General features: G+C 65.2%; 18 protein-coding genes, 2 tRNA genes, 3 rRNA genes and 1 pseudogene. 10 read left to right on the top strand and 14 right to left on the bottom strand.

The features are described 5' to 3' along the window. Positions 1 to 90 precede the first annotated feature (90 nt). From ABFO07_RS18850 to ABFO07_RS18815, 8 genes and pseudogenes are all read right to left on the bottom strand, one after another. The gene (locus tag ABFO07_RS18850) at positions 91 to 648 is read right to left on the bottom strand and encodes a helix-turn-helix domain-containing protein (protein WP_059805024.1); all 558 of its coding nucleotides are present in this window, start codon (positions 646 to 648) and stop codon (positions 91 to 93) included. A gap of 18 nt (positions 649 to 666) precedes the next feature. Further along, positions 667 to 1,956 carry an NAD(P)/FAD-dependent oxidoreductase gene (locus ABFO07_RS18845; RefSeq protein WP_060015452.1) on the bottom strand — a complete coding sequence of 430 codons (1,290 nt, stop codon included), beginning with the start codon at positions 1,954 to 1,956 and terminating at the stop codon, positions 667 to 669. Between the two features lie 186 nt (positions 1,957 to 2,142). Beyond that, positions 2,143 to 2,255: ribosomal RNA gene (rrf, locus tag ABFO07_RS18840) — 5S ribosomal RNA — on the bottom strand. A 187-nt stretch (positions 2,256 to 2,442) separates the two neighbouring features. Further along, a 23S ribosomal RNA gene (locus ABFO07_RS18835) occupies positions 2,443 to 5,324 on the bottom strand. A gap of 281 nt (positions 5,325 to 5,605) precedes the next feature. Then, a tRNA-Ala gene (locus ABFO07_RS18830) sits at positions 5,606 to 5,681 on the bottom strand. 39 nt (positions 5,682 to 5,720) lie between these two features. Further along, positions 5,721 to 5,797, bottom strand: a tRNA-Ile gene (locus tag ABFO07_RS18825). 61 nt (positions 5,798 to 5,858) lie between these two features. Further along, a 16S ribosomal RNA gene (locus ABFO07_RS18820) occupies positions 5,859 to 7,395 on the bottom strand. Together the 16S, 23S and 5S rRNA genes with 2 tRNA genes alongside form the textbook arrangement of a ribosomal RNA operon. Positions 7,396 to 7,846: 451 nt before the next feature. After that, positions 7,847 to 8,623: pseudogene (locus ABFO07_RS18815) on the bottom strand (LysR substrate-binding domain-containing protein). Between ABFO07_RS18815 and ABFO07_RS18810 the strand changes: the two are divergent. From ABFO07_RS18810 to ABFO07_RS18780, 7 genes are all read left to right on the top strand, one after another. Then, positions 8,597 to 8,857 carry a hypothetical protein gene (locus tag ABFO07_RS18810; RefSeq protein ID WP_347469392.1) on the top strand — a complete coding sequence of 87 codons (261 nt, stop codon included), beginning with the start codon at positions 8,597 to 8,599 and terminating at the stop codon, positions 8,855 to 8,857. The pseudogene ABFO07_RS18815 and the gene ABFO07_RS18810 overlap by 27 nt on opposite strands. Positions 8,858 to 9,281: 424 nt before the next feature. Continuing rightward, entirely contained in the window at positions 9,282 to 9,491 is a 210-nt protein-coding gene (locus ABFO07_RS18805; RefSeq protein ID WP_059884757.1) for a hypothetical protein, read from the top strand. A 76-nt stretch (positions 9,492 to 9,567) separates the two neighbouring features. Further along, positions 9,568 to 11,697 carry a hypothetical protein gene (locus ABFO07_RS18800; protein ID WP_230948294.1) on the top strand — a complete coding sequence of 710 codons (2,130 nt, stop codon included), beginning with the start codon at positions 9,568 to 9,570 and terminating at the stop codon, positions 11,695 to 11,697. 130 nt (positions 11,698 to 11,827) lie between these two features. Beyond that, positions 11,828 to 13,357 carry an FAD-dependent oxidoreductase gene (locus ABFO07_RS18795; RefSeq protein ID WP_060148632.1) on the top strand — a complete coding sequence of 510 codons (1,530 nt, stop codon included), beginning with the start codon at positions 11,828 to 11,830 and terminating at the stop codon, positions 13,355 to 13,357. A 35-nt stretch (positions 13,358 to 13,392) separates the two neighbouring features. Continuing rightward, positions 13,393 to 13,620, top strand: a complete 228-nt coding sequence (locus ABFO07_RS18790) for a DUF2945 domain-containing protein (protein WP_060148683.1) — start codon at positions 13,393 to 13,395, stop codon at positions 13,618 to 13,620. Continuing rightward, positions 13,617 to 14,195 (top strand): DUF488 family protein, encoded by a 579-nt coding sequence (locus ABFO07_RS18785; protein WP_059884751.1) that lies wholly within the window; start codon positions 13,617 to 13,619, stop codon positions 14,193 to 14,195. The genes ABFO07_RS18790 and ABFO07_RS18785 overlap by 4 nt, the downstream gene beginning before the upstream one ends. Positions 14,196 to 14,321: 126 nt before the next feature. After that, positions 14,322 to 15,059, top strand: a complete 738-nt coding sequence (locus ABFO07_RS18780; RefSeq protein ID WP_059803798.1) for a sulfite exporter TauE/SafE family protein — start codon at positions 14,322 to 14,324, stop codon at positions 15,057 to 15,059. Positions 15,060 to 15,098: 39 nt separating this feature from the next. On the opposite strand, the gene ABFO07_RS18775 is transcribed toward ABFO07_RS18780, so the two are convergent. The 6 genes from ABFO07_RS18775 to ABFO07_RS18750 form a co-directional block, all read right to left on the bottom strand. Then, a complete protein-coding gene (locus ABFO07_RS18775; RefSeq protein WP_059562581.1) occupies positions 15,099 to 15,677 on the bottom strand; it encodes an NnrU family protein in 579 nt (192 codons plus the stop codon). A gap of 241 nt (positions 15,678 to 15,918) precedes the next feature. Continuing rightward, entirely contained in the window at positions 15,919 to 16,299 is a 381-nt protein-coding gene (locus ABFO07_RS18770; protein ID WP_059562663.1) for a TfoX/Sxy family protein, read from the bottom strand. Next, on the bottom strand, positions 16,296 to 17,408 hold the full coding sequence (locus ABFO07_RS18765) for a malate/lactate/ureidoglycolate dehydrogenase (RefSeq protein ID WP_060148633.1): 1,113 nt from the start codon (positions 17,406 to 17,408) through the stop codon (positions 16,296 to 16,298). The genes ABFO07_RS18770 and ABFO07_RS18765 overlap by 4 nt, the downstream gene beginning before the upstream one ends. A gap of 47 nt (positions 17,409 to 17,455) precedes the next feature. Beyond that, positions 17,456 to 18,910: a M20 family metallopeptidase gene (locus ABFO07_RS18760; RefSeq protein ID WP_059803804.1), complete on the bottom strand. Its 1,455-nt coding sequence runs from the start codon at positions 18,908 to 18,910 to the stop codon at positions 17,456 to 17,458. A gap of 76 nt (positions 18,911 to 18,986) precedes the next feature. Then, the gene (locus ABFO07_RS18755; protein WP_059562572.1) at positions 18,987 to 20,105 is read right to left on the bottom strand and encodes an NAD(P)H-dependent flavin oxidoreductase; all 1,119 of its coding nucleotides are present in this window, start codon (positions 20,103 to 20,105) and stop codon (positions 18,987 to 18,989) included. 329 nt (positions 20,106 to 20,434) lie between these two features. Continuing rightward, positions 20,435 to 20,626 carry a hypothetical protein gene (locus ABFO07_RS18750; RefSeq protein WP_230941833.1) on the bottom strand — a complete coding sequence of 64 codons (192 nt, stop codon included), beginning with the start codon at positions 20,624 to 20,626 and terminating at the stop codon, positions 20,435 to 20,437. On the opposite strand from ABFO07_RS18750, the gene ABFO07_RS18745 reads away from it, so the two are divergent. The 3 genes from ABFO07_RS18745 (at position 20,625) to ABFO07_RS18735 (ending at position 25,609) form a co-directional block, all read left to right on the top strand. Then, on the top strand, positions 20,625 to 21,338 hold the full coding sequence (locus tag ABFO07_RS18745) for a DUF1460 domain-containing protein (RefSeq protein WP_230948298.1): 714 nt from the start codon (positions 20,625 to 20,627) through the stop codon (positions 21,336 to 21,338). The two genes, ABFO07_RS18750 and ABFO07_RS18745, sit on opposite strands and share 2 nt — an antisense overlap. 407 nt (positions 21,339 to 21,745) lie before the next feature. Further along, positions 21,746 to 23,266, top strand: coding sequence for an arginine/agmatine antiporter (gene adiC / locus ABFO07_RS18740; protein ID WP_059987010.1), 1,521 nt, complete (start codon positions 21,746 to 21,748; stop codon positions 23,264 to 23,266). Between the two features lie 3 nt (positions 23,267 to 23,269). Then, positions 23,270 to 25,609 carry an Orn/Lys/Arg decarboxylase N-terminal domain-containing protein gene (locus tag ABFO07_RS18735; protein WP_059562562.1) on the top strand — a complete coding sequence of 780 codons (2,340 nt, stop codon included), beginning with the start codon at positions 23,270 to 23,272 and terminating at the stop codon, positions 25,607 to 25,609. The last annotated feature ends 11 nt before the right edge of the window (positions 25,610 to 25,620 follow it).

The following is a 25,620-nucleotide window of genomic DNA, read 5'->3' as shown; positions in this document are numbered from 1 at the left end:
TACTTACGGTACCGCATGCCCCGGTCGTTCAGTACTCCAGACAACGCACGCCGGACGGCAGCCCGCTACAGCCGCCCGCCCCGGCCAATCTCAGGTGAACACCCAGATGACCCGTGTCTGCTCGTCCGTCAGGTTCGCGTAGCGAAACCGCCGGTGCGCGGGCAACTGGAACGCGTCGTTCGGGCCGAGCGTGACGGGCGTATCATCGCCGTCGAGCCAGATCGTCAGCTCGCCTTCGAGGACGAAGCCGCCCTGCTCGTCGCTGTCGTCGACGGGGCGCTCGCCGCTGCTCGCACCCGGCGCGAGATGGCTTTCGAGGATCGAGAAGCGCGCGCGCATGCTCGGCGACACGAGGATATCCGTGATGCCCGCCGCGTAATACACGGTGCGCCGTTCATCGGGCCGCGTGACCCACGGCACGGCGCGCGGCTTGCTCAGGCTGTAGAAATACGTGGTCGGCACGCCGAGCGCCTCGCCGATCGCGGTCAGGTCCGCCACCGTCGGCCGCGACAGCCCGCGCTCCACCTGCGACAGGAAGCCGACCGAGCGGCCGATCTTGTCAGCCAGCTCATTCAGCGTGACCTTGCGGTGCTTGCGAAGATCGCGGATCAGGATCGCGAGGCTTTCGATCTCTTCCTGTTCGTTCATCGTGGGTTCCATAGACAATCAGACGGTGTCGCGCAGACGGTACCAGGCCTTGCCGATCGCCTCGAGCGGCGCGGCGAGCCGGTCACCGCCCGGAAAACGCGGGTTGCGGATGCGCTGGTAGAGCGCCAGCAGGCGATCGTCGCCGAGCACGGCGTCCGCGACGGCGCGCGCACCCGCAAGCGTCGGCAGCACGCCGTGGCCGGAGAAGCCCTGCAGCCAGTAGCGTTGCCCATGGCGGCCGACGTCGGGCGTGCGGCGCATGCTGATGTCGATATGCCCACCCCACGCGAAATCGAGCGGCACGTCGCGCAGCTGCGGAAATACGCGTTCGAGGTGCGGACGCGTCGCGGCCGCGATGTCCGCGGGGATGCCGCCAAGATACGTACAGCCGCCACCGAACAACAACCGTCCGTCCGGGCTCAGGCGGAAATAATCGGGCACGAACTGGTTGTCGATCACGCAGTTGTCATGCGGCAGCAGTGCGCGTGCGACGTCGGGATCTAGAGGCGCGGTCGCGACCTGGTAGGTGCCGACCGGCAACAGCCGGCGCGCGAGTTCGGCATCGAGCCGGTCGACGTAAGCGTTGCACGCGAGCACCAGCACGTCCGCGCGCACCTCGCCTCCAGCGGTGCGTGCGACGTAGCCGCCGTTCGTCTCGCGGTAGTCGAGCACTCGGCTCTGTTCGAAGATGCGACCGCCGGCGCGCTCGATCGTCTGCGCGAGACCAAGCGCGAGCTTCAGCGGGTTCAGGTGGCCGGCTTCCGGATCGTAGAGCGCAGCCACGTAGCGCGCGCTGCCAATCCATTCGGGCATCTCGGTGCGCGGTATCACGCGCAGCCGCTCATAGCCCCAGCGCTCGGCCGCTTCGTCGCGCGCCTGCGTGAGCATCGCGACGCGGCGCGGCCGCACGGCTGCCCACAGGCTGCCTGGCCGGTAGTCGATGTCGAAGCCGTGCCGTGTCGGCAGTTCGCGCACCTCGGCCGCGGCCCAGCGCATGCTGTCCCACAGCTCACGCGCGCCGTCGCGGCCGAGCGCAGCCTCGATCGGCGGCATGTCGCACGACCAGCCGAGCAGTGCCTGACCACCGTTGCGCCCCGACGCGGCCCACGCGACCCGGCTCGCTTCGAGCACGACGACGCGCTTGCCTGCGAGCGCGAGGCGCAATGCCGTGTGCAGCCCGCTGAAGCCCGCGCCGACTACCAGCACGTCGGCGTCGACGCGCACGTCCAGCGGCGGGTGATGCGGAATCGGCTCCGGGTGGGTGCCGGTGTAGTAACTGGCGACGTGGCGGTCCGACTGCAGGAACATGCGCGCTCCCATGAAATTTACAGCGGGAAATTTCATGAAAAACTAGCACGTCAATTTCACGCGGACAAGTGGAGCGGGATGGTGCTGGAATGTGCGGTGCACAACGCGCATCGAAGTGCCATGCACGTCTCGACGCCGCAAATGCAAAAACCCCCGCCGGTTAGGCGGGGGTTCTTGGCTTAGGGAGCCTGACGATTACCTACTTTCACACGGGAATCCGCACTATCATCGGCGTAGAGTCGTTTCACGGTCCTGTTCGGGATGGGAAGGGGTGGGACCGACTCGCTATGGTCATCAGGCAAAGAGGGTTGTCGCGCGGCTTCGCAGCGCGACCAATCCGGGAAGAAGCAGTAATCTTGGTTGGGTTGTGAGTTGTACTCACACACATACGCGGTACTTCAACCGCAGTACGTCGAGTGCCTCGCACTCGACGCTCGATATCCGTAAGCGCTGAAGCGCTAACGGCTATCGAGACAGACTTGTTATAGGATCAAGCCTTACGGGCAATTAGTATCAGTTAGCTGAACGCATTACTGCGCTTACACACCTGACCTATCAACGTCCTGGTCTCGAACGACCCTTCAAGGGGATCAAGTCCCCAGGGATATCTCATCTTAAGGCGAGTTTCCCGCTTAGATGCTTTCAGCGGTTATCTCTTCCGAACATAGCTACCCGGCGATGCGACTGGCGTCACAACCGGTACACCAGAGGTTCGTCCACTCCGGTCCTCTCGTACTAGGAGCAGCCCCCTTCAAATATCCAACGCCCACGGCAGATAGGGACCAAACTGTCTCACGACGTTTTAAACCCAGCTCACGTACCTCTTTAAATGGCGAACAGCCATACCCTTGGGACCGGCTACAGCCCCAGGATGAGATGAGCCGACATCGAGGTGCCAAACACCGCCGTCGATATGAACTCTTGGGCGGTATCAGCCTGTTATCCCCAGAGTACCTTTTATCCGTTGAGCGATGGCCCTTCCATACAGAACCACCGGATCACTATGACCTGCTTTCGCACCTGCTCGACTTGTCGGTCTCGCAGTTAAGCACGCTTATGCCATTGCACTATCAGCACGATTTCCGACCGTACCTAGCGTACCTTCGTACTCCTCCGTTACGCTTTGGGAGGAGACCGCCCCAGTCAAACTGCCTACCATGCACTGTCCCCGACCCGGATCACGGGCCAAGGTTAGAACCTCAAACAAACCAGGGTGGTATTTCAAGGACGGCTCCACCGAAACTAGCGTTCCGGTTTCATAGCCTCCCACCTATCCTACACAGATCGGTTCAAAGTCCAATGCAAAGCTACAGTAAAGGTTCATGGGGTCTTTCCGTCTAGCCGCGGGTAGATTGCATCATCACAAACACTTCAACTTCGCTGAGTCTCGGGAGGAGACAGTGTGGCCATCGTTACGCCATTCGTGCAGGTCGGAACTTACCCGACAAGGAATTTCGCTACCTTAGGACCGTTATAGTTACGGCCGCCGTTTACCGGGACTTCAATCAAGAGCTTGCACCCCATCATTTAATCTTCCGGCACCGGGCAGGCGTCACACCCTATACGTCCACTTTCGTGTTTGCAGAGTGCTGTGTTTTTATTAAACAGTCGCAGCCACCAGTTTATTGCAACCCCTTCACCCTCCTGGCGCAGGCCAGTCAAGCTACAAGGGCGTACCTTATCCCGAAGTTACGGTACCAATTTGCCGAGTTCCTTCTCCCGAGTTCTCTCAAGCGCCTTAGAATACTCATCTCGCCCACCTGTGTCGGTTTGCGGTACGGTCACTGTTAAACTGAAGCTTAGAGGCTTTTCTTGGAACCACTTCCAATTGCTTCGCTTCCTAAGAAGCTCGCGCCACACCCTTGAATCCTGCGCCCGGATTTGCCTAAGCGCCTTCTCCAATGCAGCGACCGGGACTTCCAACACCCGGACAACCTTCCGCGATCCGTCCCCCCATCGCATTTAACAATGGTGCAGGAATATTGACCTGCTTCCCATCAGCTACGCATTTCTGCCTCGCCTTAGGGGCCGACTCACCCTACGCCGATGAACGTTGCGTAGGAAACCTTGGGCTTACGGCGAGGGGGCCTTTCACCCCCTTTATCGCTACTCATGTCAGCATTCGCACTTCCGATACCTCCAGCACCCTTTACAAGGCACCTTCGCAGGCTTACGGAACGCTCTCCTACCATGCGTGCAAAGCACGCATCCGCAGCTTCGGTATATAGCTTAGCCCCGTTACATCTTCCGCGCAGGACGACTCGATCAGTGAGCTATTACGCTTTCTTTAAAGGGTGGCTGCTTCTAAGCCAACCTCCTGACTGTTTTAGCCTTCCCACTTCGTTTCCCACTTAGCTATATTTGGGGACCTTAGCTGGCGGTCTGGGTTGTTTCCCTCTTGACACCGGACGTTAGCACCCGATGTCTGTCTCCCGTGATTGCACTCTTCGGTATTCGGAGTTTGCTATGGCGGGGTAATCTGCAATAGACCCCCCAACCATGACAGTGCTCTACCCCCGAAGGTGAGACACGAGGCACTACCTAAATAGTTTTCGGAGAGAACCAGCTATTTCCAGGTTTGTTTAGCCTTTCACCCCTATCCACAGCTCATCCCCTAACTTTTCAACGTTAGTGGGTTCGGACCTCCAGTACGTGTTACCGCACCTTCATCCTGGCCATGGATAGATCACCTGGTTTCGGGTCTACGCCCAGCAACTGAACGCCCTATTCGGACTCGCTTTCGCTACGCCTGCCCTATATGGTTAAGCTTGCTACTGAACGTAAGTCGCTGACCCATTATACAAAAGGTACGCCGTCACCCCTTACGAGGCTCCGACTGTTTGTATGCATGCGGTTTCAGGATCTATTTCACTCCCCTCCCGGGGTTCTTTTCGCCTTTCCCTCACGGTACTGGTTCACTATCGGTCGATCACGAGTATTTAGCCTTGGAGGATGGTCCCCCCATCTTCAGACAGGATTTCACGTGTCCCGCCCTACTTGTCGTACACCTAGTTCTTTCATACTGTTTTCGCCTACAGGGCTATCACCTGCTATGGCCGCACTTTCCAGAGCGTTCGGCTAACAATACAAATAAAGAGTACAAGGCTCATCCCATTTCGCTCGCCACTACTTTGGGAATCTCGGTTGATTTCTTTTCCTGCGGTTACTTAGATGTTTCAGTTCACCGCGTTCGCTTCACTGGACCTATGTATTCAGTCCAGGATGACCCAAAAGGGCCGGGTTTCCCCATTCGGACATCTACGGATCAAAGCTCGTTTGCCAGCTCCCCGTAGCTTTTCGCAGGCTACCGCGTCCTTCATCGCCTGTGATCGCCAAGGCATCCACCACATGCACTTGTTCGCTTGACCCTATAACGAGTCTGTCTCGTTACAGGTTGAGTTCTCGCGTTGTGCCGTATTCCAATTGAGCCGAACATTAAGTTCGAATCATCTTGAGATACATCGATACAATCACAACCCGGATAGTTTCCACGTCCATCTCAAGACGCTTCCGCTATCCAAATTACTTACTTCTTCCAGATTGTTAAAGAACGACAGCCGATATGGTGTTACTCATATCACTCTGACTGGCTCAATCGCCAATGCAAAGCGCTCGCTGATTGTTTCAGCAAACTCTTGGCATTGAAGATTGGTGGAGGCAGACGGGATCGAACCGACGACCCCCTGCTTGCAAAGCAGGTGCTCTCCCAGCTGAGCTATGCCCCCATGTACAGAGACTTCCTCAGGTATGTTCCGCCAGACAATTGGTGGGTCTGGTTGGATTCGAACCAACGACCCCCGCCTTATCAAGACGGTGCTCTAACCGACTGAGCTACAGACCCCTGAGTCTGTCTTAATTTACAGCCGATAAGCGTGAGCGCTCAACTTTGCGAATAGCTCTGGAAAGGAGGTGATCCAGCCGCACCTTCCGATACGGCTACCTTGTTACGACTTCACCCCAGTCATGAATCCTACCGTGGTGACCGTCCTCCTTGCGGTTAGACTAGCCACTTCTGGTAAAACCCACTCCCATGGTGTGACGGGCGGTGTGTACAAGACCCGGGAACGTATTCACCGCGGCATGCTGATCCGCGATTACTAGCGATTCCAGCTTCATGCACTCGAGTTGCAGAGTGCAATCCGGACTACGATCGGTTTTCTGGGATTAGCTCCCCCTCGCGGGTTGGCAACCCTCTGTTCCGACCATTGTATGACGTGTGAAGCCCTACCCATAAGGGCCATGAGGACTTGACGTCATCCCCACCTTCCTCCGGTTTGTCACCGGCAGTCTCCCTAGAGTGCTCTTGCGTAGCAACTAAGGACAAGGGTTGCGCTCGTTGCGGGACTTAACCCAACATCTCACGACACGAGCTGACGACAGCCATGCAGCACCTGTGTATCGGTTCTCTTTCGAGCACTCCCGCCTCTCGGCAGGATTCCGACCATGTCAAGGGTAGGTAAGGTTTTTCGCGTTGCATCGAATTAATCCACATCATCCACCGCTTGTGCGGGTCCCCGTCAATTCCTTTGAGTTTTAATCTTGCGACCGTACTCCCCAGGCGGTCAACTTCACGCGTTAGCTACGTTACTAAGGAAATGAATCCCCAACAACTAGTTGACATCGTTTAGGGCGTGGACTACCAGGGTATCTAATCCTGTTTGCTCCCCACGCTTTCGTGCATGAGCGTCAGTATTGGCCCAGGGGGCTGCCTTCGCCATCGGTATTCCTCCACATCTCTACGCATTTCACTGCTACACGTGGAATTCTACCCCCCTCTGCCATACTCTAGCCTGCCAGTCACCAATGCAGTTCCCAGGTTGAGCCCGGGGATTTCACATCGGTCTTAGCAAACCGCCTGCGCACGCTTTACGCCCAGTAATTCCGATTAACGCTCGCACCCTACGTATTACCGCGGCTGCTGGCACGTAGTTAGCCGGTGCTTATTCTTCCGGTACCGTCATCCCCCGGCCATATTAGGACCAAGGATTTCTTTCCGGACAAAAGTGCTTTACAACCCGAAGGCCTTCTTCACACACGCGGCATTGCTTGCTGGATCAGGCTTTCGCCCATTGTCCAAAATTCCCCACTGCTGCCTCCCGTAGGAGTCTGGGCCGTGTCTCAGTCCCAGTGTGGCTGGTCGTCCTCTCAGACCAGCTACTGATCGTCGCCTTGGTAGGCCTTTACCCCACCAACTAGCTAATCAGCCATCGGCCAACCCTATAGCGCGAGGCCCGAAGGTCCCCCGCTTTCATCCTTAGATCGTATGCGGTATTAATCCGGCTTTCGCCGGGCTATCCCCCACTACAGGACATGTTCCGATGTATTACTCACCCGTTCGCCACTCGCCACCAGGTGCAAGCACCCGTGCTGCCGTTCGACTTGCATGTGTAAGGCATGCCGCCAGCGTTCAATCTGAGCCAGGATCAAACTCTTCAGTTCAAACCTGTTACTGTTTTCGGTTCCGTTAAGAACCGGTCGCTCACTCAAAGCTGACAGGTATATGAATTGCTTCATAAACCTGACTTACTTTAGTGTGAGACTCTTGATACTTTTGCTATCCGATCCGAGGATCGGTTCGCTACCATCAAGCGCCCACACTTATCGGCTGTTAATTTTTAAAGAACGTTTCTGCGAGAAATTCTTCCTTCTCAGCAGCGCTGCGTTGTCAGCAGCAGAGAAACGAGATTATGAACACTGTTTCGCAGTTCGTCAACAACTTTTTTAACTACTTCGTTGCGACTGCGGGGTTCATCTTCCTGCGCCGGCCGGCCGCCCAACAGGGCATCCAACCAACTTCGCTTCCCCCTTCCGCGCCGCGTTGCCGTTAGCGCGAAAGAGGCGTGATTCTAGGCATCCCGCGCCGCCAGCGCAAGGGGGTTTGCGAAAATATTTAAGAGGCCTCGCACGCCCCCGCCGCCTCAACCAAATGATCAATGAACGCCCGCGCGGTCGCCGGCAAGTGCCGGCGCTGCGGATACGCAGCATAGAGTTGTAGCGGCGCGGCCGGCCGGTCGAGCGCAACCCGCACCAGTTCCCCGCGTTCGATCAGGTCGCGGCACGCGGCCTCGACGACGATCGCAAAGCCGACCCCGCACCGCGCGGCCGCCAACGCGAGCGTGCCACTATCTACTCGCAACCGCTCCTGCACACGCAAACAGGTCGGATGCCCGCCCGCGCCGACGAATCGCTACGGCCGCCCCTCGAGCACACCGACGGTCGTGATGCACGGTAGTGCCTCGAGCGCCTCGATACGCACGGGGCTGCCATGCGCGGCAATCACCGACGGCGCCGCGACAACCACGCTCGGCAGGCTCAACATCGGCTTCACGACGCACGCGCTGTCCGGCAGGTCGCCGCGGCCGACAACGACTGCCAGGTCGAGATCCTCGAGCCCTGTTTCCGGCCCGGCGAGACTCGTCGAGCAGCGCAGGTCCACGGCCGGATGCCGGCACGCGAAGTCGGCCACGGCCGCGCCGAACAGCTGCGGACCGATTTCGCTCGGCAGGCTCACGCGCAGCCGGCCCTGCAAGCGGGACTGCTCGGACGCAAGCGCATCGAGCGTTTCGTCGAGCACATCGAGCATCGGCCCGCACCGCTCGAACAGCAGCCGGCCCGCGTCGGTCAGCGTCAGGCCGCGCGCGTGCCGCTCGATCAGGCGCGTCTGCAGGCTCGCCTCCAGTTGCGCGACATGCCGGCTGACATTGGCATGGCATCGACCTACATCCGCCTCGTCGCGGCGTCCTCCGTGAGCGCAGCCTTCCCCGCTCCGGACCGTCGCACCGGTTTCAGCGCGCTGCAAACGGCCGCAACCCATTTCGGCACGACGCTCGCGTTCGCGCTGGGCGCCTGGATGCTCGACGGCCACGCGGTGATCCGGGCCGGCATCGCCCCGCTGCTGTGAGCCTGCCTCGTCGGCTCGCTTGCGTTGCCGGCCTATCTTTGGTGGTTGCGCGCGCACGCGTAACGGCGCATCGCGCCATGTCACATCGATGAAACGATTCTCCACCGCATTCCGGCCCGGTCGATCAAAACTGAAACGTTTTTGGCGGCCAAGCTTTCATTACGTCAAGTTACTTCTTGGAAATCAGGCGTTTGCGGCACCTGGCACGGTGTTCGCATGATCCGCCCTCGGCAGGGCTGCGCGCGGGTCATGGCGATCGTTGCATGCGCAGCCGGTCCATCGTGCGCTGCCGTCCCGCTCCCGCAAGCCGGGCCGGCAACGCCCCCGTTCGATCCATTCTGTCACGCGCCGCATGACGCGGCCGCGTCGGGAGGACACCATGCATCCCCCTGGATTCAAACGCTCGTCACGCTGGCCACGCGTCATGCTCTGCAGCCTGTTCCCGGCACTGATCGCCGCCACGGCGATCGCGCCGCCGAACGCACTCGCGGGCGGCAAGGTCGCGCCGCGCGGCCACGCCCAGGCACCGTCGGGCAAGGAAGGCTGGGGCAAGCCCCAATACCCGCCATCGGGCCCGCACCCGGGCGACACCGTCAACAAGTCGGCGACGAACAATCGGATACCGAAGCAATAAAGACAGGCGCCACACCATTTTTTCGAATTGTCGGGGGACTCGTCCGAATCATCGGACACGATGCGTGAGGTTTGACATGAGCGCTTTGCGAACCCTATTCCGCCAGTTCAGGCATGTGGCGCGCTGTATCGTCGCGGCAGCACTCCTGGCCGCGGCCGGCGCCAGCCATGCAGTGCCGAGCGATGCCCAGATCGACCTGAAGATCCTGATCATCGCGAGCCAGCAGGCCGGCAGTTCGCCCGAGCTGGCAGCCGCCCGATCGATCCTCGATCGCGTGGGCATTCCGTATACGATCTACACGTACGACACGAACAACCCGACGCTGCCGCCGCTCGAAACCGGCAACCACGCGCTGTACCAGGGGATCGTCCTGCCGGTCAGCGACTACCGCTACATGAACCCGTTCGCCGGCGGCGCGCTTGCGCAGACGCTCGCGCGCTACCAGTTCAAGTACAACGTCCGGCTTGCGAGCTTCTATACGTGGCCGGGCGACAGCGCCTGCCTGCAGTACGTGAACTACCAGGACACGACCGCGACGCCGCTGTCGTCGCTGCTGACGTCGTCGGGGCAGGCACTGTTCCCGTACATGAACGCCGGCACGTCCACGAGCAGTCCGCTCACGATCTCGAACGCGTGGACGTACTTCGCATCGCCGGCCAGCCCGCTGCCGACCGGCACGACCGTCACGCCGATCGTGCAGGCCACGGGCCCGGGCAACGCGACGTACTCGATCGGCGCCACCTGCCTGTTCGCGAACACGACGCCGCTCACGGGCGACAGCACGACGCGCGAGACGATGTCGCTGATGTTCGACAACAGCCAGTACCTGACGCACTCGATCACGCTGTCGTACGGGATCGCGAACTGGCTCACGCGCGGCCTGTTCCTCGGCAGCCGGCACGTCTACATCGATCCGCAGGTGGATGACAACGGCATTCCCGACGAGATCTATCCGTACGCGCAATCCGACTCCACCGGCCTGTGGTACGACGTCCGGACCGGCGCCACGACCAGCACGAGCCCGCCCGGCCAATGCCCGCTCGGCTCGACGAGCCCGGCGACGGGCCTCACCGGCTGCGAATACCGCACCACCGGCGCGGACTTCACCAACATCGTGAACTGGCAGTCGCTCGTGAACCTGACGACGCCGAACGCGTCCGCGGTCAAGCTTACGCTCGCGTACAACGGCGAAGGCTACGGCAAGGCGTTCGGCGGCCAGGGTTTCTACCCGCCGAGCGGCACGGATTCGCTGTCGCTGCAGACCGCGCTGCTGCAACGCAATTTCAAGTGGATCAGCCACACCTACGACCACGAACTGCTGGATCCGCCGTACACGACCACCGCCGCGCAGGTCACGGCCGAGATGCAGAAGAATCTGACCGTCGCGAACCGGTTCGGCTTCACGACCTTCAGCGCAAGCACGCTGGTGACGCCGGAAATTTCCGGCCTGTACAACCCGACGACGCTCGGCGCACTCGCATCGTTCGGCACGCGCGTGCTCGTCTCCGACAGCTCGAAGCCGACGCCGCCCGTCGGCACGGCCGGCTGTCCGGTGAACAACGGCGGGGTGGCGTGGCCGCTGCCGGCGTTCAACGCGGGCAAGTACAGCTGCGTGAACCAGACGATCTTCGAGGTGCCGCGCTATGCGACCGCGCTGTTCTACAACGTGTCGCAGCCATCGGAATGGGTTGCCGAATACAACTACTTCTACGGCGCGAACGGGATCGACCCGACCCGCTGGGGCTATGACCTGACCTACGCTCAGGTGCTCGACAAGGTGTCCGACCAGCTCGTCGTCTACCTGCTCACGTACGACAACCGGCCGATGATGTTCCACCAGTCGAACCTGCGCGCATACAGCGGCACGAGCACGCTGCTCGGCGACCTGCTCAACGCGACGTTCACGAAGTACAACAAGTACTACAAGAACCTGCCGATCCAGAGCCCGTACCTGTCGACGATCGGCACGCTCGCGAACCAGCGGATGGTCTACAACGCGTCGAACGTGGCGGCAACGCTCACGCCCGGCAAGTCGATCGTCGTCAGCGCATCGCGCTCCGACGGGCAATCGGTGGTCGTGCCGGTGACGGGCGTCACGTTCGGCACGTCGACCGAGGTATACGGCGGCCAGAACATTTCGAACCTCACGCTGCTGCCGGCCACCGCCTATACGACGCAGATCACGCCGGCGCCCGCGTGGCAGTAGCCGCGCGATCGGCGCATCGCAGCGCAGCACGGACGCCCGCCGCCACGCGGGCGTCCCGCTGACTGTATCTTTCCCCCCGCGAAATCGAGGTCGATAATGTCGGTGTCCCCGCTCCGGAAGGAGAGCTGCCATGACCGACCACGCTTCGTCGCCGGGCGACCCCGATCTCGCTCAAGGCATCCCGCTGGCCGACCTTCCCGACGGCGGCATGGTGACCGGCCATGTCGGCGATGCGCCGGTCCTGCTGGTGCGCCGGGCAGGCACGTGCTTTGCGGTCGGCGCGACCTGCACGCATTACGGTGCGCCGCTCGCGGACGGGCTCGTGGTCGACGACACGATCCGCTGCCCGTGGCATCACGCTTGCTTCAGCCTGCGTACCGGCGAGGCGCTCCGCGCGCCGGCGCTGTCCGGTCTGACGTGCTGGCGCGTCGAGCAGCGCGACGGCAAGGTCTTCGTGCGCGACGCGTTGCCTGCCGCCGCACCGCCCGTCTCGCCGGCCGCCTCGCATCCCGCATCGGTGGTGATCGTCGGCGGCGGCGCGGCCGGCAACGCCGCGGCACAGACATTGCGGCAGCAAGGGTATCAAGGCCCCGTCACGCTGCTGAGCGCCGATCCTGCATTGCCGTACGACCGGCCGAACCTGTCGAAGGACTACCTCGCCGGCACCGCGCAGGCCGACTGGCTCCCGCTGCATGCGCCGGAGTTTTACGCGGAGCGGCAGATCGACGTGCGCTGCGGCGCGCGTGCGGTCAAGCTCGACCCCCGACAGAAAATCGTCACGCTCGCCGATGGCGGCCAGCTTGCGTACGACGCGCTGCTGCTCGCCACCGGCGCTGATCCGATCCGCCTCGCGGCGCCCGGCGCGACGCTGCCGCACGTGGCCGTGCTGCGCACGCTCGCCGATTGCGATGCGCTGATCGCGCGCGCCGGCAGCGCGCGCCGATGCGTCGTAGTGGGCGCCAGCTTCATCGGGCTCGAGGTCGCGGCCGCGCTGCGCACGCGCGGCGTGGAAATCCATGTGGTCGCGCCCGAAGCGCGCCCGATGGAGCGCGTGCTCGGCGCCGCGCTCGGCGACATGGTCAAGGCGCTGCATGAAGCGCACGGCGTGACGTTCCATCTCGGCGCGACGGTCGCGGCGATCGACGCGGATCGCGTGACCCTGTCGACCGGCGCCTCGCTGGCCGCCGAGCTGGTCGTGACCGGCATCGGCGTGCGCCCCGATATCGCACTCGCGCAGGACGCGGGCCTCGCGATCGATCGCGGCGTGACGGTCGACGCGTTCCTGCAAACGAGCGCGCCGGGCATCTACGCCGCGGGCGACATCGCACGATGGCCGGACCCGAGAACCGGCGAGCGCATCCGCGTCGAGCACTGGGTGGTCGCCGAGCGCCAGGGCGCTGCAGCCGCGCTGAATATCCTCGGCCAGCGCAAGCCGTTCGCGGCGGTCCCGTTCTTCTGGAGCCAGCACTACGACGTGGCGATCAACTACGTCGGGCACGCGGAGCACTGGGATCGCATCGATGTCGACGGCGATCCGGCCGCGCACGACTGCACCGTCACGTATTGGCGCGACGGCAAGCCGCTCGCGGTCGCGACGGTCGGGCGCGACCGCGCGAGCCTCGATGCGGAAGCCGCATTCGAACGACAGACACCGGCGTGACGCGCGCGCGTGCCGAAAGCGGGAGGATCTGCAACATGACGACGAGGTTCAAGACGGGCGACCGGGTCACGTGGAATTCCGCGGCCGGCCACGTGACGGGTACGATCATCGAGATTCATACGCCAGATTTCGATTGCAAGGGCCATCGGCACCACGCGTCGCCGGGCGATCCGCAGTACGAGACCAGGAGCGACAGGCCCGACCCCGTCGCCGCGCATCGCGGCCGCGTGCTCCCGCGCGTTTCCGGAAAGGGGGACGCGTGAAGCTGCCATTCTTCACGATCGGTCATTCCGACCGCACGCTCGACGACTTCATCGGCATGCTGACCGACGCCGACATCGCGCTGCTCGCGGATGTCCGCAAGATGCCGCGCTCCCGAACCAACCCGCAATACAACGAAACGACGCTCCCGGTCGCGCTCGCCGCATTCGACATCGCGTACGAACACGTCGCCGCGCTCGGCGGCCTGCGCGGCAAGACGCGGAGCGTGTCCGACGACGTCAACGGCTTCTGGACCAACGACAGCTTTCATCGCTACGCCGATTACGCGCTCACCGAGGCGTTTCGCGCGGGCCTCGACCACCTGATCGAGCAAGGGCGCCGGCAGCGCTGTGCGGTCATGTGCGCGGAAGCCGTGTGGTGGCGCTGTCACCGGCGCATCGTTGCCGACTACCTGATCGCGCGCGGCGAGACCGTCTTCCATATCATCGGGCCGAACCGTCTCGAGCCTGCCCGCCTCACGCCGGGCGCCGTCGCTCAGCCCGACGGCACGATCGTGTATCCGCGCGCGGCCGACCACACCGGCGAGCCGGATCCCGGCGAACTCCCTCACGGTTGAATCCGGGATGCGGCGACGCGAACGGCCCACGCTTCCGGCGCCCGCGATCCTGCATTACCATCTTGCGTCCGCCGCGACTGCCCGCCCCCGGCATGCCGGCCTCGTCCACCACCCGCTCCCGCACCGATGCTCACGCTCGTCATCCTCGCCGGCCTCTGGGCCGGCCTGCAGAACTCCCTCGCCGGCGGCGGCTCGTTCGTCACGCTGCCCGCGCTGATCGTGTCGGGCATGTCGCCGCTGGCCGCGAACATCACGTCGACGGTCGCGCTGTTTCCCGCGCAGGTCACGACCGGCTGGGCCAGCCGCCAGATGGTGCGCGGCGCGGGCAAGCTGCCGTTTCGCGCGCTGTTCATGATCAGCATCGTCGGCGGCGCGCTCGGCGGCCTGCTGCTGCTGAAGACCCCGTCGTCGATCTTCTCCCGGCTCGTGCCGTGGCTCGTGCTGTTTGCGACGGCCGTGTTCGCGTGGGGCAGCTTCTTTCGCAAGCCGAGCCAGGAAACCGTCCATCTCGGCCCGGTGACGACGGCAATCGCGCAGTTCGCGATCGCGATCTACGGCGGCTACTTCGGCGGGGGGATCGGCTTCCTGATGATGGCCGCGCTGACGATGGCGGGCCTGTCGCCGCGTCACGCGGCATCGACGAAGAACGCGCTCGCGGGCGTGATGAACGCGTCGGCGGTCGTGCTGTTCCTGACCTCGCCGCTGCTGCACTGGCCCGCCGCGCTCGCACTCGGCGGCGGCGCGATCGTCGGCGGCCTGCTCGGCTCGTGGGCGCTGCACCGCGTCAACGAGCGGATTCTGCGGATCGGCATCGTGTGCATCGGCGTCGCGCTGACGATCGGGCTGTTCGCCAAGCCGTTCTGACCGGCGAAGTCACAGGCCGGCGCCGGGGCCCGCCCCCGCTCAGCCGAACGGCCGCACGCCGATCAGCCAGCCGTGCAGGAACAGCGCGAACACGGCCCAGATCACGAGGCCGGCGACGATCGCGATCGCGTCGCCGGACGTCTTGCCGGCCGGGTAGCGCACGCCGTCCCGGCGATCGCGCGCGCGCGACACCACGAAGCTCGCGAGCGACCAGACGAAGAACGCGCCGAACAGCACGACCGCATGCAGCGTGCCGTTCGCGAGCAGGTGCGCGACCGCCCACACCATCACGCCGGCCACCATCGGATGCCCGACGAGCGCCTTGATGCGGTTCGCCGGCACGTGCGACGCCGCGATCAGCACGAACGCGATCGCGGTCAGCATCCCGGTCAGGTGCCGCACGCCGGCCGGCGACACCCACAGCAGCGTCGCGCCGCCGCGCGCGATGCCGTAGCCCCAGACGATCAGCACGAAACCGACGAGCGACGCGACCGAATAGCGCGCCTTCCAGCCCTTCTCGCCGAGACGGGCGATCTGCTCGGATCGCCAGCCGTCCGCGACGAGGCGAATCGAATGCACACCGAGGAAGATCGCCAAACCGAGAATCAGCACGAGCATCGGTTGTCTCCATCTGGATGGATGATGAGTGGGGAAGCGTGCCGCGTGGCGTTCTGCGCGCCGTCTGCGGGGCACGACCGCGCCGATCATAAACGCCGTGCCGCCGGTTGTGAAGCGCGGGCGTCGGTGAAACCGGACCGCGGACAAGGTGTCGGGCATGCCGGGCAAACCGGCACGCGCGATGCGCTGAAACGGAATGCGGATAAATGGCCGGCCGCGACGCCCTCCGCGGCCTGCGCTGTCATGTCGCGCGCTTGGGCTTCGGCTTGCGCTTCGCCGGCCGCGGGCCGGCCAGCAGCGCGGCGCGATATGCGCCGCGGCACCAGTCGAACAGCGCGCCCGCGTCCTCGAGCACGTCGGCCGGCGTTTCGTAATAGCCCTCGAGCGCGACGGTGCGCGTGCGCCCCGGATAGGAGAACGGCCCCATCCCCGCCGCGACGAACGCCGGGCGGTTGACGTCGTCGACACGCAGGAACAGCGACCCGCGCGACATGAAGCCGAACATCACGCCGTCGATCCGCAGCGATGCGCCGCTGAAGAACCGCGCGACCTCGACCGCGCCGAGGCTCGCGAGCTGATACGCGATCTCCTCGCCGTGCGCCTTCTCCGACTGCCAGCTCACGCGCGCTCCGTGCAGCGCTGCGTCCACGCGTCGAGTTCCGCGTCGGCGAAACCAACGGCCGCCGCGCTGTCGCGGATCTGCCGCCAGGTCGCCGGGTCGACCGGAATCCCGTCCGCGCCGCGCACGGCGCGGCTTGCCTCTTCCGGCTCGCCGGGCATCCGCACCGGCGCGTCGCCCACCTGCGGCGACGCCTTCGCCCACGCGACGAACGCGTCGGCTTCGCGCTGCGCATCGGCCGCGTCGAACGCCTGCGGATCGATCAGCACCGACAGCATCCCGTTGACGATCGCGCTCGTCTTCTGCAGCGTGCCATCGTGCGTCGTGTGCCCGCCGACCAGCGCGCCGCCGAAGATCTCGCACATCGCCGCGAGCGCATAGCCCTTGTGCAGGCCGAACGGCAGCAGCGCGCCGAACGGCTGCTCGTGCATCACGGCCGGATCGTCGGTCGGCCGGCCGCGATGGTCGATCAGCGACCCGGCCGGCACGCGCTTGTGCTGGTTGTACGCGACGCGCGTCTTGCCGTACGCGATCGCGCTCGTCGCGAAGTCGAGCAGCAGCGGCGGCTTGCCCGCGCGCGGATAGGCCGCGCAGAAAGGATTCGTGCCGAAACGCGGATCGGCGCCGTTCAGCGGCGCGACCAGCAGGTCGCCCGGCACGTTGACGAAATGGAACGACACGAGGCCCGCGCGCGCGCATTGCTCGGCCCAGTGGCCGATGCGGCCGAGGTGATGGACGTCGCGCAGGCCGACCGCGCAGATGCCTATCCGCCGCGCCCGCTCGATGCCCCCGACCATCGCCTCGAACGCGATCACCTGGCCGAAGCCGCGCCCGCCGTCGATCGTCAGCACCGCGCCCGCGTCGCGCACGATCGCCGCATGCGCGTTCAGCGCGAGCTGCCCTTCCCGCCACGACGCCACGTAGTTCGGGATCATGCCGATCCCGTGCGAATCGTGGCCCGCGAGGTTCGCGCCGACCAGATGATCGGCGACGAGCCGCGCCTCGCGCTCGCTGCTGCCCGCCCGCGCCCAGATCGCGGCAACGAACGCGTGCAGCTGATCGGCACGCATGCGCAGCGGGTCGGTGGCGGGCGGCTGGTGCGGTTCGCTCATCGGCGTGTTTCCTCGCGGGTGGGATCGGTGCTCGGGCGGTCAGCCGCTCAGCGCGCGGAAGCGATCACGTCGGCGACGGCCGCCGTGAGCTTCTTCGCATACGGCACGTGCAGGAACTCGTTCGGGCCGTGCGCGTTCGACTTCGGCCCGAGCACGCCGCACACCATGAACTGCGCGGCCGGGAAGCCGGCCTGCAGCACGTTCATCAGCGGGATCGTGCCGCCGAGGCCCATGTATGCGCAGTCCGCGCCGAAGTGGCGGCGCGACGCGGCGTCGAGCGACGACGCGAGCCACGGTGCGAGATCGGGCGCCGCCCAGCCGGTCGCCGCGCCCGCGTCGGGCTTGAACGTGACCTTCGCGTTGTACGGCGGATCGAGCTCGAGCAATGCCTTCAGCTGCTGCACGGCCTGCGCGGCGTCGACGAGCGGCGGCAGGCGCAGCGACAGCTTGAACGCGGTGCGCGGGCGCAGCACGTTGCCCGCGTCGGCGAGCGGCGGCAGGCCGGCCGCGCCGGTCACCGACAGCGACGGCCGCCAGGTCGAGTTCAGCAGCGCCTCGCGCGGGTCGGTCGTGGTCGGCAGCACCGGCTTGCCGTCCGCGCCGCACGCCCACGGCAGCCCCTTCCACACGGCATCGCCGAGGATCGCGGCGGTGGCGTCCGCTTCCTGCAGGCGGCTCGCGGGAATCTCGCAATGGAACGCGCCCGGCAGCAGGTTGCCGTTCTTCGCATCCTCGAGCCGTTCGAACAACTGGCGCATCACGCGGAAGCTCGACGGCGCGATGCCGCCGAACACGCCCGAATGCACGCCCTCTTCGAGCACCTCGACCTGCAGGTCGCCGGACACGAGCCCGCGCAGCGACGTCGTCAGCCACATCTGGTCGTAGTTGCCGGCGCCGGAATCGAGGCACACGACGAGCGACACCTGGCCGAGCCGGTCGCGCAGCGCGTCGACGTACGGCAGCAGGTCGTAGCTGCCCGACTCCTCGCAAGTCTCGATCAGGCCGACGCAGCGCGGCCGCTCGACACCCTGCTCGTCGAGCGCACCGAGCGCCGCGAGGCTCGCGTAGATCGCGTAGCCGTCGTCCGCGCCGCCGCGGCCGTACAGCTTGCCGTTCTCGTACTTCGGGGTCCACGGGCCGAGATCCGCGCGCCAGCCGTCGAATTCGGGCTGCTTGTCGAGGTGGCCGTACAGCAGGATCGTGTCCGTGCTGCCCGAGCGCGTCGCGGGCGTCTCGAAGAAGATCACCGGCGTGCGGCCCGGCAGGCGCACGATCTCGAGCTTCAGGCCCTTGACCGGCTGGCGTTCGGCCCATTGCGCGGCATCGGTGACGACGCGCTCGAGATAGCCGCGCTTCGCCCAGTCGGGGTCGAACGCGGGGCTTTTCGCGGGGATCGCGATGTAGTCGGTCAGGGCATGGAGGATTTCATCGTTCCACTTGCGCTCGACGAAGGTCACGAGCTTGTCATGGTCGAGGACGGGGGTAGTGTCGACGGAAGTCATGGTGGGGTGCCTGGATCGGGCTGACGAAAACCAGGATGATACGCCGACGGCCGCGCCCCGCTCCTTCAGCCGGCGTTCAGCGCGCCGCCGGGAACGCCGCGCCGAGCCCCGCGGCGCACGCGAGTGCGTCGTCCCACAGGCGGCGCGTCAGCGCGCCGGCATCCTCGTCGCGCGCGAGCGCCGCCGCCTCGCCCGACCACAGCAGCGAGAAGTCGTCGCGGCCCTGCCGCTCGAGCGCGCCGCGCAGCGGATCGACCGCCGCCGTCGCGAGCGGAAACGCGGGCGCGAGCGCGCTCATCGGCCCCTGCTCGCGCATGAAGCGCGTCATCAGGCCGCGCGCGGGGCGGCCGGTATACAGATTGGTCACGCGCGTGCCGTCGTCGCGCGCCGCGCGCACCGCCGCCTGATGCAGCGCGGAACGGCCGGCCTGCGGCGTCAGCAGGTAGCCGGTGCCGATCTGCACGGCCCGCGCGCCGAGCGCGAACGCGGCCGCGATGCCGCGGCCGTCGGCGATCGCGCCCGCCGCGATCACCGGCGCACGCACCGCATCGACGACCTGCGGCAGCAGCGCGAACAGGCCCGGCTGCGCATGAATGTCGTCGGTCAGGAACATGCCGCGATGGCCGCCCGCTTCCGCACCTTGCGCGACGATCGCGTCGACGCCGCGCGCATCGAGCCAGCGTGCCTCCTCGACCGTCGTCGCCGACGACACGACCCGCGCCCCGGTGCGCCGCACCCGCTCGAGCAGCGCGTCGTCCGGCAACCCGAAGTGAAAGCTCACGACGGCCGGCCGCAGATCCTCGACCACCGCGCACATCGCGTCGTCGAACGGCGCGCGGCCGGGGCCGCCCCGCACGTCCGCCGGATCGAGGCCGGCCTCCGCGTAGTAGCCGGCGAGCGCCGCGCGCCAGCGTGCCTCGACCGCATCGTCCGGGGCGGGCGGCGTGTGACAGAAGAAATTGACGTTGAACGGCGCCGCCGTGCGAGCGCGAATCGCCGCGATCTCATCGCGCAGTTGCTGCGGGCCGAGCGCCGCGCAAGCGAGCGAACCGAGGCCGCCGGCTTCGCACACGGCAATCGCAAGCGGGCTGAACGAACCGACCATCGGAGCCTGTATCAACGGCAGGCGGGAAGGCAGCGGCGCGCCGCATGCCGTGTGCGTGTCGTGGTCGGGAGCAGGATCGATGAGGGTCATGGCGGGCCGGATTCGATGGTCAAGGAATTTTCGATCATACGCCGCTGGCGGCGTTTCGCGGCCGGCAAGGCCGGCTGTGCAAGCGCTGCGCCGGCGTGCGCGGTCGGCCGCCCGTCGCGCCCGTGCGGCGGCCGCTATCGCCGCGCGCAGCGGCGCCACGCACCCCGGCGCCATCGCGGCATTCCCCGGGAATTCACACTTCGTTCAGATTTCGTTGAGATTTCATTTAGATTTCTTGAGGTTCGTTCGTCCATTAAATATCGTGCAGCGCCGGCCTCATCCGGCAATTCGTACCGCAAGTGACTTCCTTGGAATCCGATTTGATCAATTCACGACAACCGCTGACGATGGACAGCATTTTTCGGCGCCAGCCGGCTCAAGGTAATTGAAATGAATTTCAGAAAATTGGCACCGCTCGTCGTCGCACTGGCATTGGCCGGTTGCGGCGGCGACGCAACCGTTTCGTCTTCGCTGCCGCCGGACGAAACGACAACGCAGCAACAAGCCGCGTTGGCGAACATGAACGAAGCGACCTCCAGCAAGCTCGACGCGTTGCTGGCGATACGCGCCGCGCATCCGGACGGCGACGTCGGCCAGCTCGTCGAAGCGTTGTCGCGCGAATTCCTTGGCACGCCTTACCGAGGCGACATGTTGAAAGGGTCCGCGACCACGCCGGAACAACTGGTGATCGACTTCAGCGGACTCGATTGCTTCACCTATCTCGACTACGTCGAGGCCGCAAGAAAGGCGACGACGAAAGCCGATTACGCCAGCCGTCTCGTCCGCACGCGCTACGTGAACGGCGACATCGGCTTCACGCACCGCCGCCATTTCTTCACCGACTGGGCCAACCAGCCGCAGCTGCTGGCCGACGACGTCACCGCCTCGATCAGCGTCCACGCCGTCACGGTCCCGAAGCAGCTCAACAGGAAGGCCGACGGCGGCACCTACCTGCCGGGATTGCCGGTCGTCTCGCGCGATATCGTCCATATCCCGAGCGAATTCGTCGATGACTACGTCGTCAGCCGGCTGCGCACCGGCGACTTCATCGGCTTTTACGCGAAAGCGGACGGTCTCGACGTCACGCACGTCGGCTTCTTCATCGAGACGCGCGACGGGCCGATGCTGCGCAATGCGTCGTCGAAGAAAGCCAATATGAAAGTCGTCGATACGCCGTTTCTCGAATACGTGAAGAATACGCCCGGCATCGTGGTGCTGCGACCACGCGCCTGAGCGATGCCGCCGCCGCGACCGGCGCGCCGACTGGCGGCGCTCGCGGCGGCGCTCGCGATGCGGATCTGTTACGGATCGATTCGCACTTGCGGCGGCGGCCCGCGCCCTCGACCCTCCCCTCTCCTTCCGAAGACGCCCGACATCCGGCATCGAGGCGACCGCGCCCCGGCACGCGTGTCCCGGGCGAACCTTCCGCTCTTCAAATCCCCGCATCTCAACGAAACGTCAATTCGTTTCGATTTATTGAATGATCGCCGTCAAACGTCCTTTGAATAGGACGTCAGGCGTCACTTTTATTGACAGCAAGGCGATAACATCCGGGCAAACAAACTCACTGGCCGCGCGTCATTGCACGGCCGCCGGCGTCATTCCCGCCGTTCCCTGCCGCCCAACCCACGGAGGCTCGCATGTCCGAGGCCACATCTTCTCCCGCTGTCACCACCGACACGTCCGCGCCGAAAATCGGCGTGATCCCCGCCACACTGATGGTCGCCGGCAACATGATGGGCTCCGGCGTCTTCATGCTGCCCGCGAACCTCGCCGCGACCGGCGGCATCGCGATCTTCGGCTGGCTGATCACCGTGGTCGGCGCGGTGTCGCTCGCGCTGGTGTTCGCGAAACTCGCGGCGATCGACCCTGTCGCAGGCGGCCCGTACGCGTATGCGCGCAAGTCGTTCGGCCCGTACATGGGCTACCAGACCAACCTGATCTACTGGCTCGCGAACGTGCTCGGCAACGTCGGCCTCGCGGTCGCGGGCCTCGGCTACCTCACGCACTTCTTCCCGGTGCTGAAGGATCCGCTCGTGTTCGCGCTCGCGCAGATCTTCGTGATCTGGCTGTTCACGTACGCGAACATCCTCGGGCCGAACGTCGTCGGCAAGGTGCAGTCGGTCACGACGATCTTCGCGCTGGTGCCGATCCTCGGCATGGCCGTGTTCGGCTGGTTCTGGTTCAGCAAGGACGTCTATTTCGCGGGCTGGAACGTGTCCGGCGCGAGCAGCTTCAGCGCGATCGGCGCGACGCTGAACTTCACGCTGTGGGCGTTCATCGGCGTCGAGAGCGCGTCGGTGTCGGCGGGCGTGGTCGAGAACCCGTCGCGCAACGTGCCGATCGCGACCGTCGGCGGCGTCGTGCTGGCGGCCGTCTGCTACGTGCTCAGCTCGACGGTGATCATGGGGATGATCCCGAACAAGGCGCTGCTCGCGTCGAGCGCGCCGTTCGCGGACGCCGCGCGCCTCGCGCTCGGCAACACCGCCGCGAACGCGGTCGCGCTGTGCGCGGCGCTCGGCTGCCTCGGCTCGCTCGCGGGCTGGACGCTGCTCGTCGGCCAGACCGCGAAGGCGGCCGCCGACGACGGCCTGTTCGCCGGCGTGTTCGCGCGTGTCAACTCGAAGAACGTGCCGTCGGCGGGCCTCGCGATCGTCGCGGTGATCATGTCGGTTCAGGTGCTCGCGACGATGTCGCCGAGCGCGAGCGAGCAGTTCGGCAAGATCGCGTCGATCGCGGTGATCATGACGCTGCTGCCGTACATCTACTCGTGCATCGCGATCAAGGTGCTCGGCTACGGCAAGATGCCGTCGCACCAGTTCACGTTCTACACGATCGTCGGGCTGATCGGCGCGCTCTACGCGCTGTGGGCGATGGTCGGCTCCGACGGCCAGCAGACGCGCTGGTCGCTGATCTTCGTCGTCGCGACGATCGTGTTCTACGAGCTGTCGATCAACCGCCAGCGCGAGATCGAGGAAACCCACGTGCATCCGGGCGGCCGCTCGCCGCGCTGGGTGCGCTACGTCGCGCTGTCCGTCACCATCGCCGCGCTTGCCGCGACCTTCTGGATCTCCGTGGGCCGCCATCAGGCCGACGTCCTTCACGCCCGTTCGCCGATCGCCGCGGCGGGCGCCCAAGCAACCCAGCAAACGGGGGAATAACACATGACCGCTTCCTTGACCCAACAGTCATTCCGCCGCCTCGGCATGAAGGCGCTGCTGGTGCAGCACGACATCGACGAGCGCACCGCCACCGGACGCGCCGCGACCGCGCTCGCCGAGGAGCTGCGCGAACGGCTCGTCGACGTCGTGATCGCGACATCCGCCGACGATGCGCGCGCGGTCGTCAACGCCGACCCGGCGATCCAGTGCCTGCTGCTGAACTGGGAGCTCGGCGGCGACGCGACCCACGCGCCGGCGCAGTCGGTGCTCGACGCGATGCGCGCGCGCAATGCGACCGTGCCGGTGTTCCTGCTCGCGAGCCGCGCGAGCGCGGCGGCGGTGCCGGTCGAAGCGATGCGCAAGGCCGACGACTTCATCTGGATGCTCGAGGACACCACCGCGTTCATCGGCGGGCGCATCGTCGCGGCGATCGAACGCTACCGCGAAACCGTGCTGCCGCCGATGTTCCGCGCGCTCGCGAAGTTCTCGCGCGTATACGAGTATTCGTGGCATACGCCGGGCCACACGGGCGGCACCGCGTTCCTGAAATCGCCGGTCGGCCGCGCGTATTTCGAATTCTTCGGCGAGGCGCTGCTGCGCTCCGACCTGTCGATCTCGGTCGGCGAGCTCGGTTCGCTGCTCGACCACTCGGGCCCGATCGGCGAAAGCGAACGCTATGCGGCGCGCGTGTTCGGCGCGCATCGCTCGTACCACGTGACCAACGGCTCGTCGATGTCGAACCGCGTGATCCTGATGGCGAGCGTCACGCGCAACCAGGTCGCGCTGTGCGACCGCAACTGCCACAAGTCGGCCGAGCACGCGATGACGATGTCGGGCGCGATCCCGACCTACCTCGTGCCGTCGCGCAACCATTACGGGATCATCGGGCCGATCATGCCCGAGCGCCTGACCGCCGCCGCCGTGCGGCTGTCGATCGAGCACAACCCGCTCGTGAAGGGCCGCGACGGCATCGACCCGACGCCCGTGCACGCGCTGATCACGAACTCGACGTACGACGGCCTGTGCTACAACGTCGCGCGCATCGAGGATCTGCTCGGCCAGAGCGTCGACCGCCTGCATTTCGACGAAGCGTGGTATGGCTACGCGCGCTTCAACCCGCTGTACCGCGACCGCCACGCGATGCACGGCGACCCCGCGCGGCACGACGCGAGCAAGCCGACCGTGTTCGCGACGCAATCGACGCACAAGCTGCTCGCCGCGCTGTCGCAGGCGTCGTTCATCCACATCCGCGACGGCCGCAACCCGATCGAGCATGCGCGCTTCAACGAGGCGTACATGATGCATGCGTCGACGTCGCCGCAGTACGCGATCATCGCGTCGAACGACGTGAGCGCCGCGATGATGGACGGCCCCGGCGGCGAGGCGCTGACCACCGACGCGATCCGCGAGGCGGTCGCGTTCCGGCAGATGCTCGGCCGCCTGCATGCGGAATGCGAGGAAAACGACGACTGGTTCTTCAACGGCTGGCAGCCCGACACGGTGGTCGACCGCAAGACGGGCCGGCGCATGCGCTTCCATGAAGCAGACGAGGCGCTGCTGGTCGCCGATCCGTCGTGCTGGGTGCTGCATCCGGGCGACGCGTGGCACGGCTTCGGCGACATCGAGGACGACTACTGCATGCTCGACCCGATCAAGGTGTCGATCGTCACGCCGGGCGTGTCGCCGAACGGCGGGCTGATGCCGGTCGGCATCCCGGCGACGATAGTCACCGCGTATCTCGACCGGCACGGGATCGTCGTCGAGAAGACGACCGACTTCACGATCCTGTTCCTGTTCTCGCTCGGCGTGACGAAGGGCAAGTGGGGCACGCTCGTCAACACGCTGCTCGACTTCAAGCGCGACTACGACGCGAACGCGCCGCTCGAGCAGGTGCTGCCCGATCTCGTCGCGCGTTATCCCGACCGCTATCGCAAGCTCGGCCTGCGCGATCTGTGCGACCTGATGTTCAACGCGATGAGCGACCTGAAGACGACCGAGATGATGTCGCGCGGCTTCTCGACGCTGCCGACGCCGGACTTCAGCCCGGCGGAAGCGTTCGAGCGCCTCGTGCACAACGAGATCGAGATGCTCGAGCTGTCGGAGATGGAAGGCCGCACCGTCGCGACCGGCGTCGTGCCGTATCCGCCGGGCATCCCGCTGCTGATGCCGGGCGAGAACGCGGGGCCGTCGGACGGGCCGCTGCTCGGCTACCTGAAGGCGCTCGAGCAGTTCGACCTGCGCTTCCCCGGCTTCACGCACGATACGCATGGCGTGGAAGTCGAGGACGGCGTGTATCGGATCGCGTGCATCAAGCGCAAGGCAGGCGACGCCAACACGCGCTGATCGCGCAGCGC

The sequence above is a fragment of the Burkholderia stagnalis genome (assembly GCF_039848545.1).
Lineage (GTDB): Bacteria > Pseudomonadota > Gammaproteobacteria > Burkholderiales > Burkholderiaceae > Burkholderia > Burkholderia stagnalis.
The sequence above is the reverse complement of the archived record's forward strand: the minus strand, read 5'-3'. Positions and strand labels throughout refer to the sequence as shown.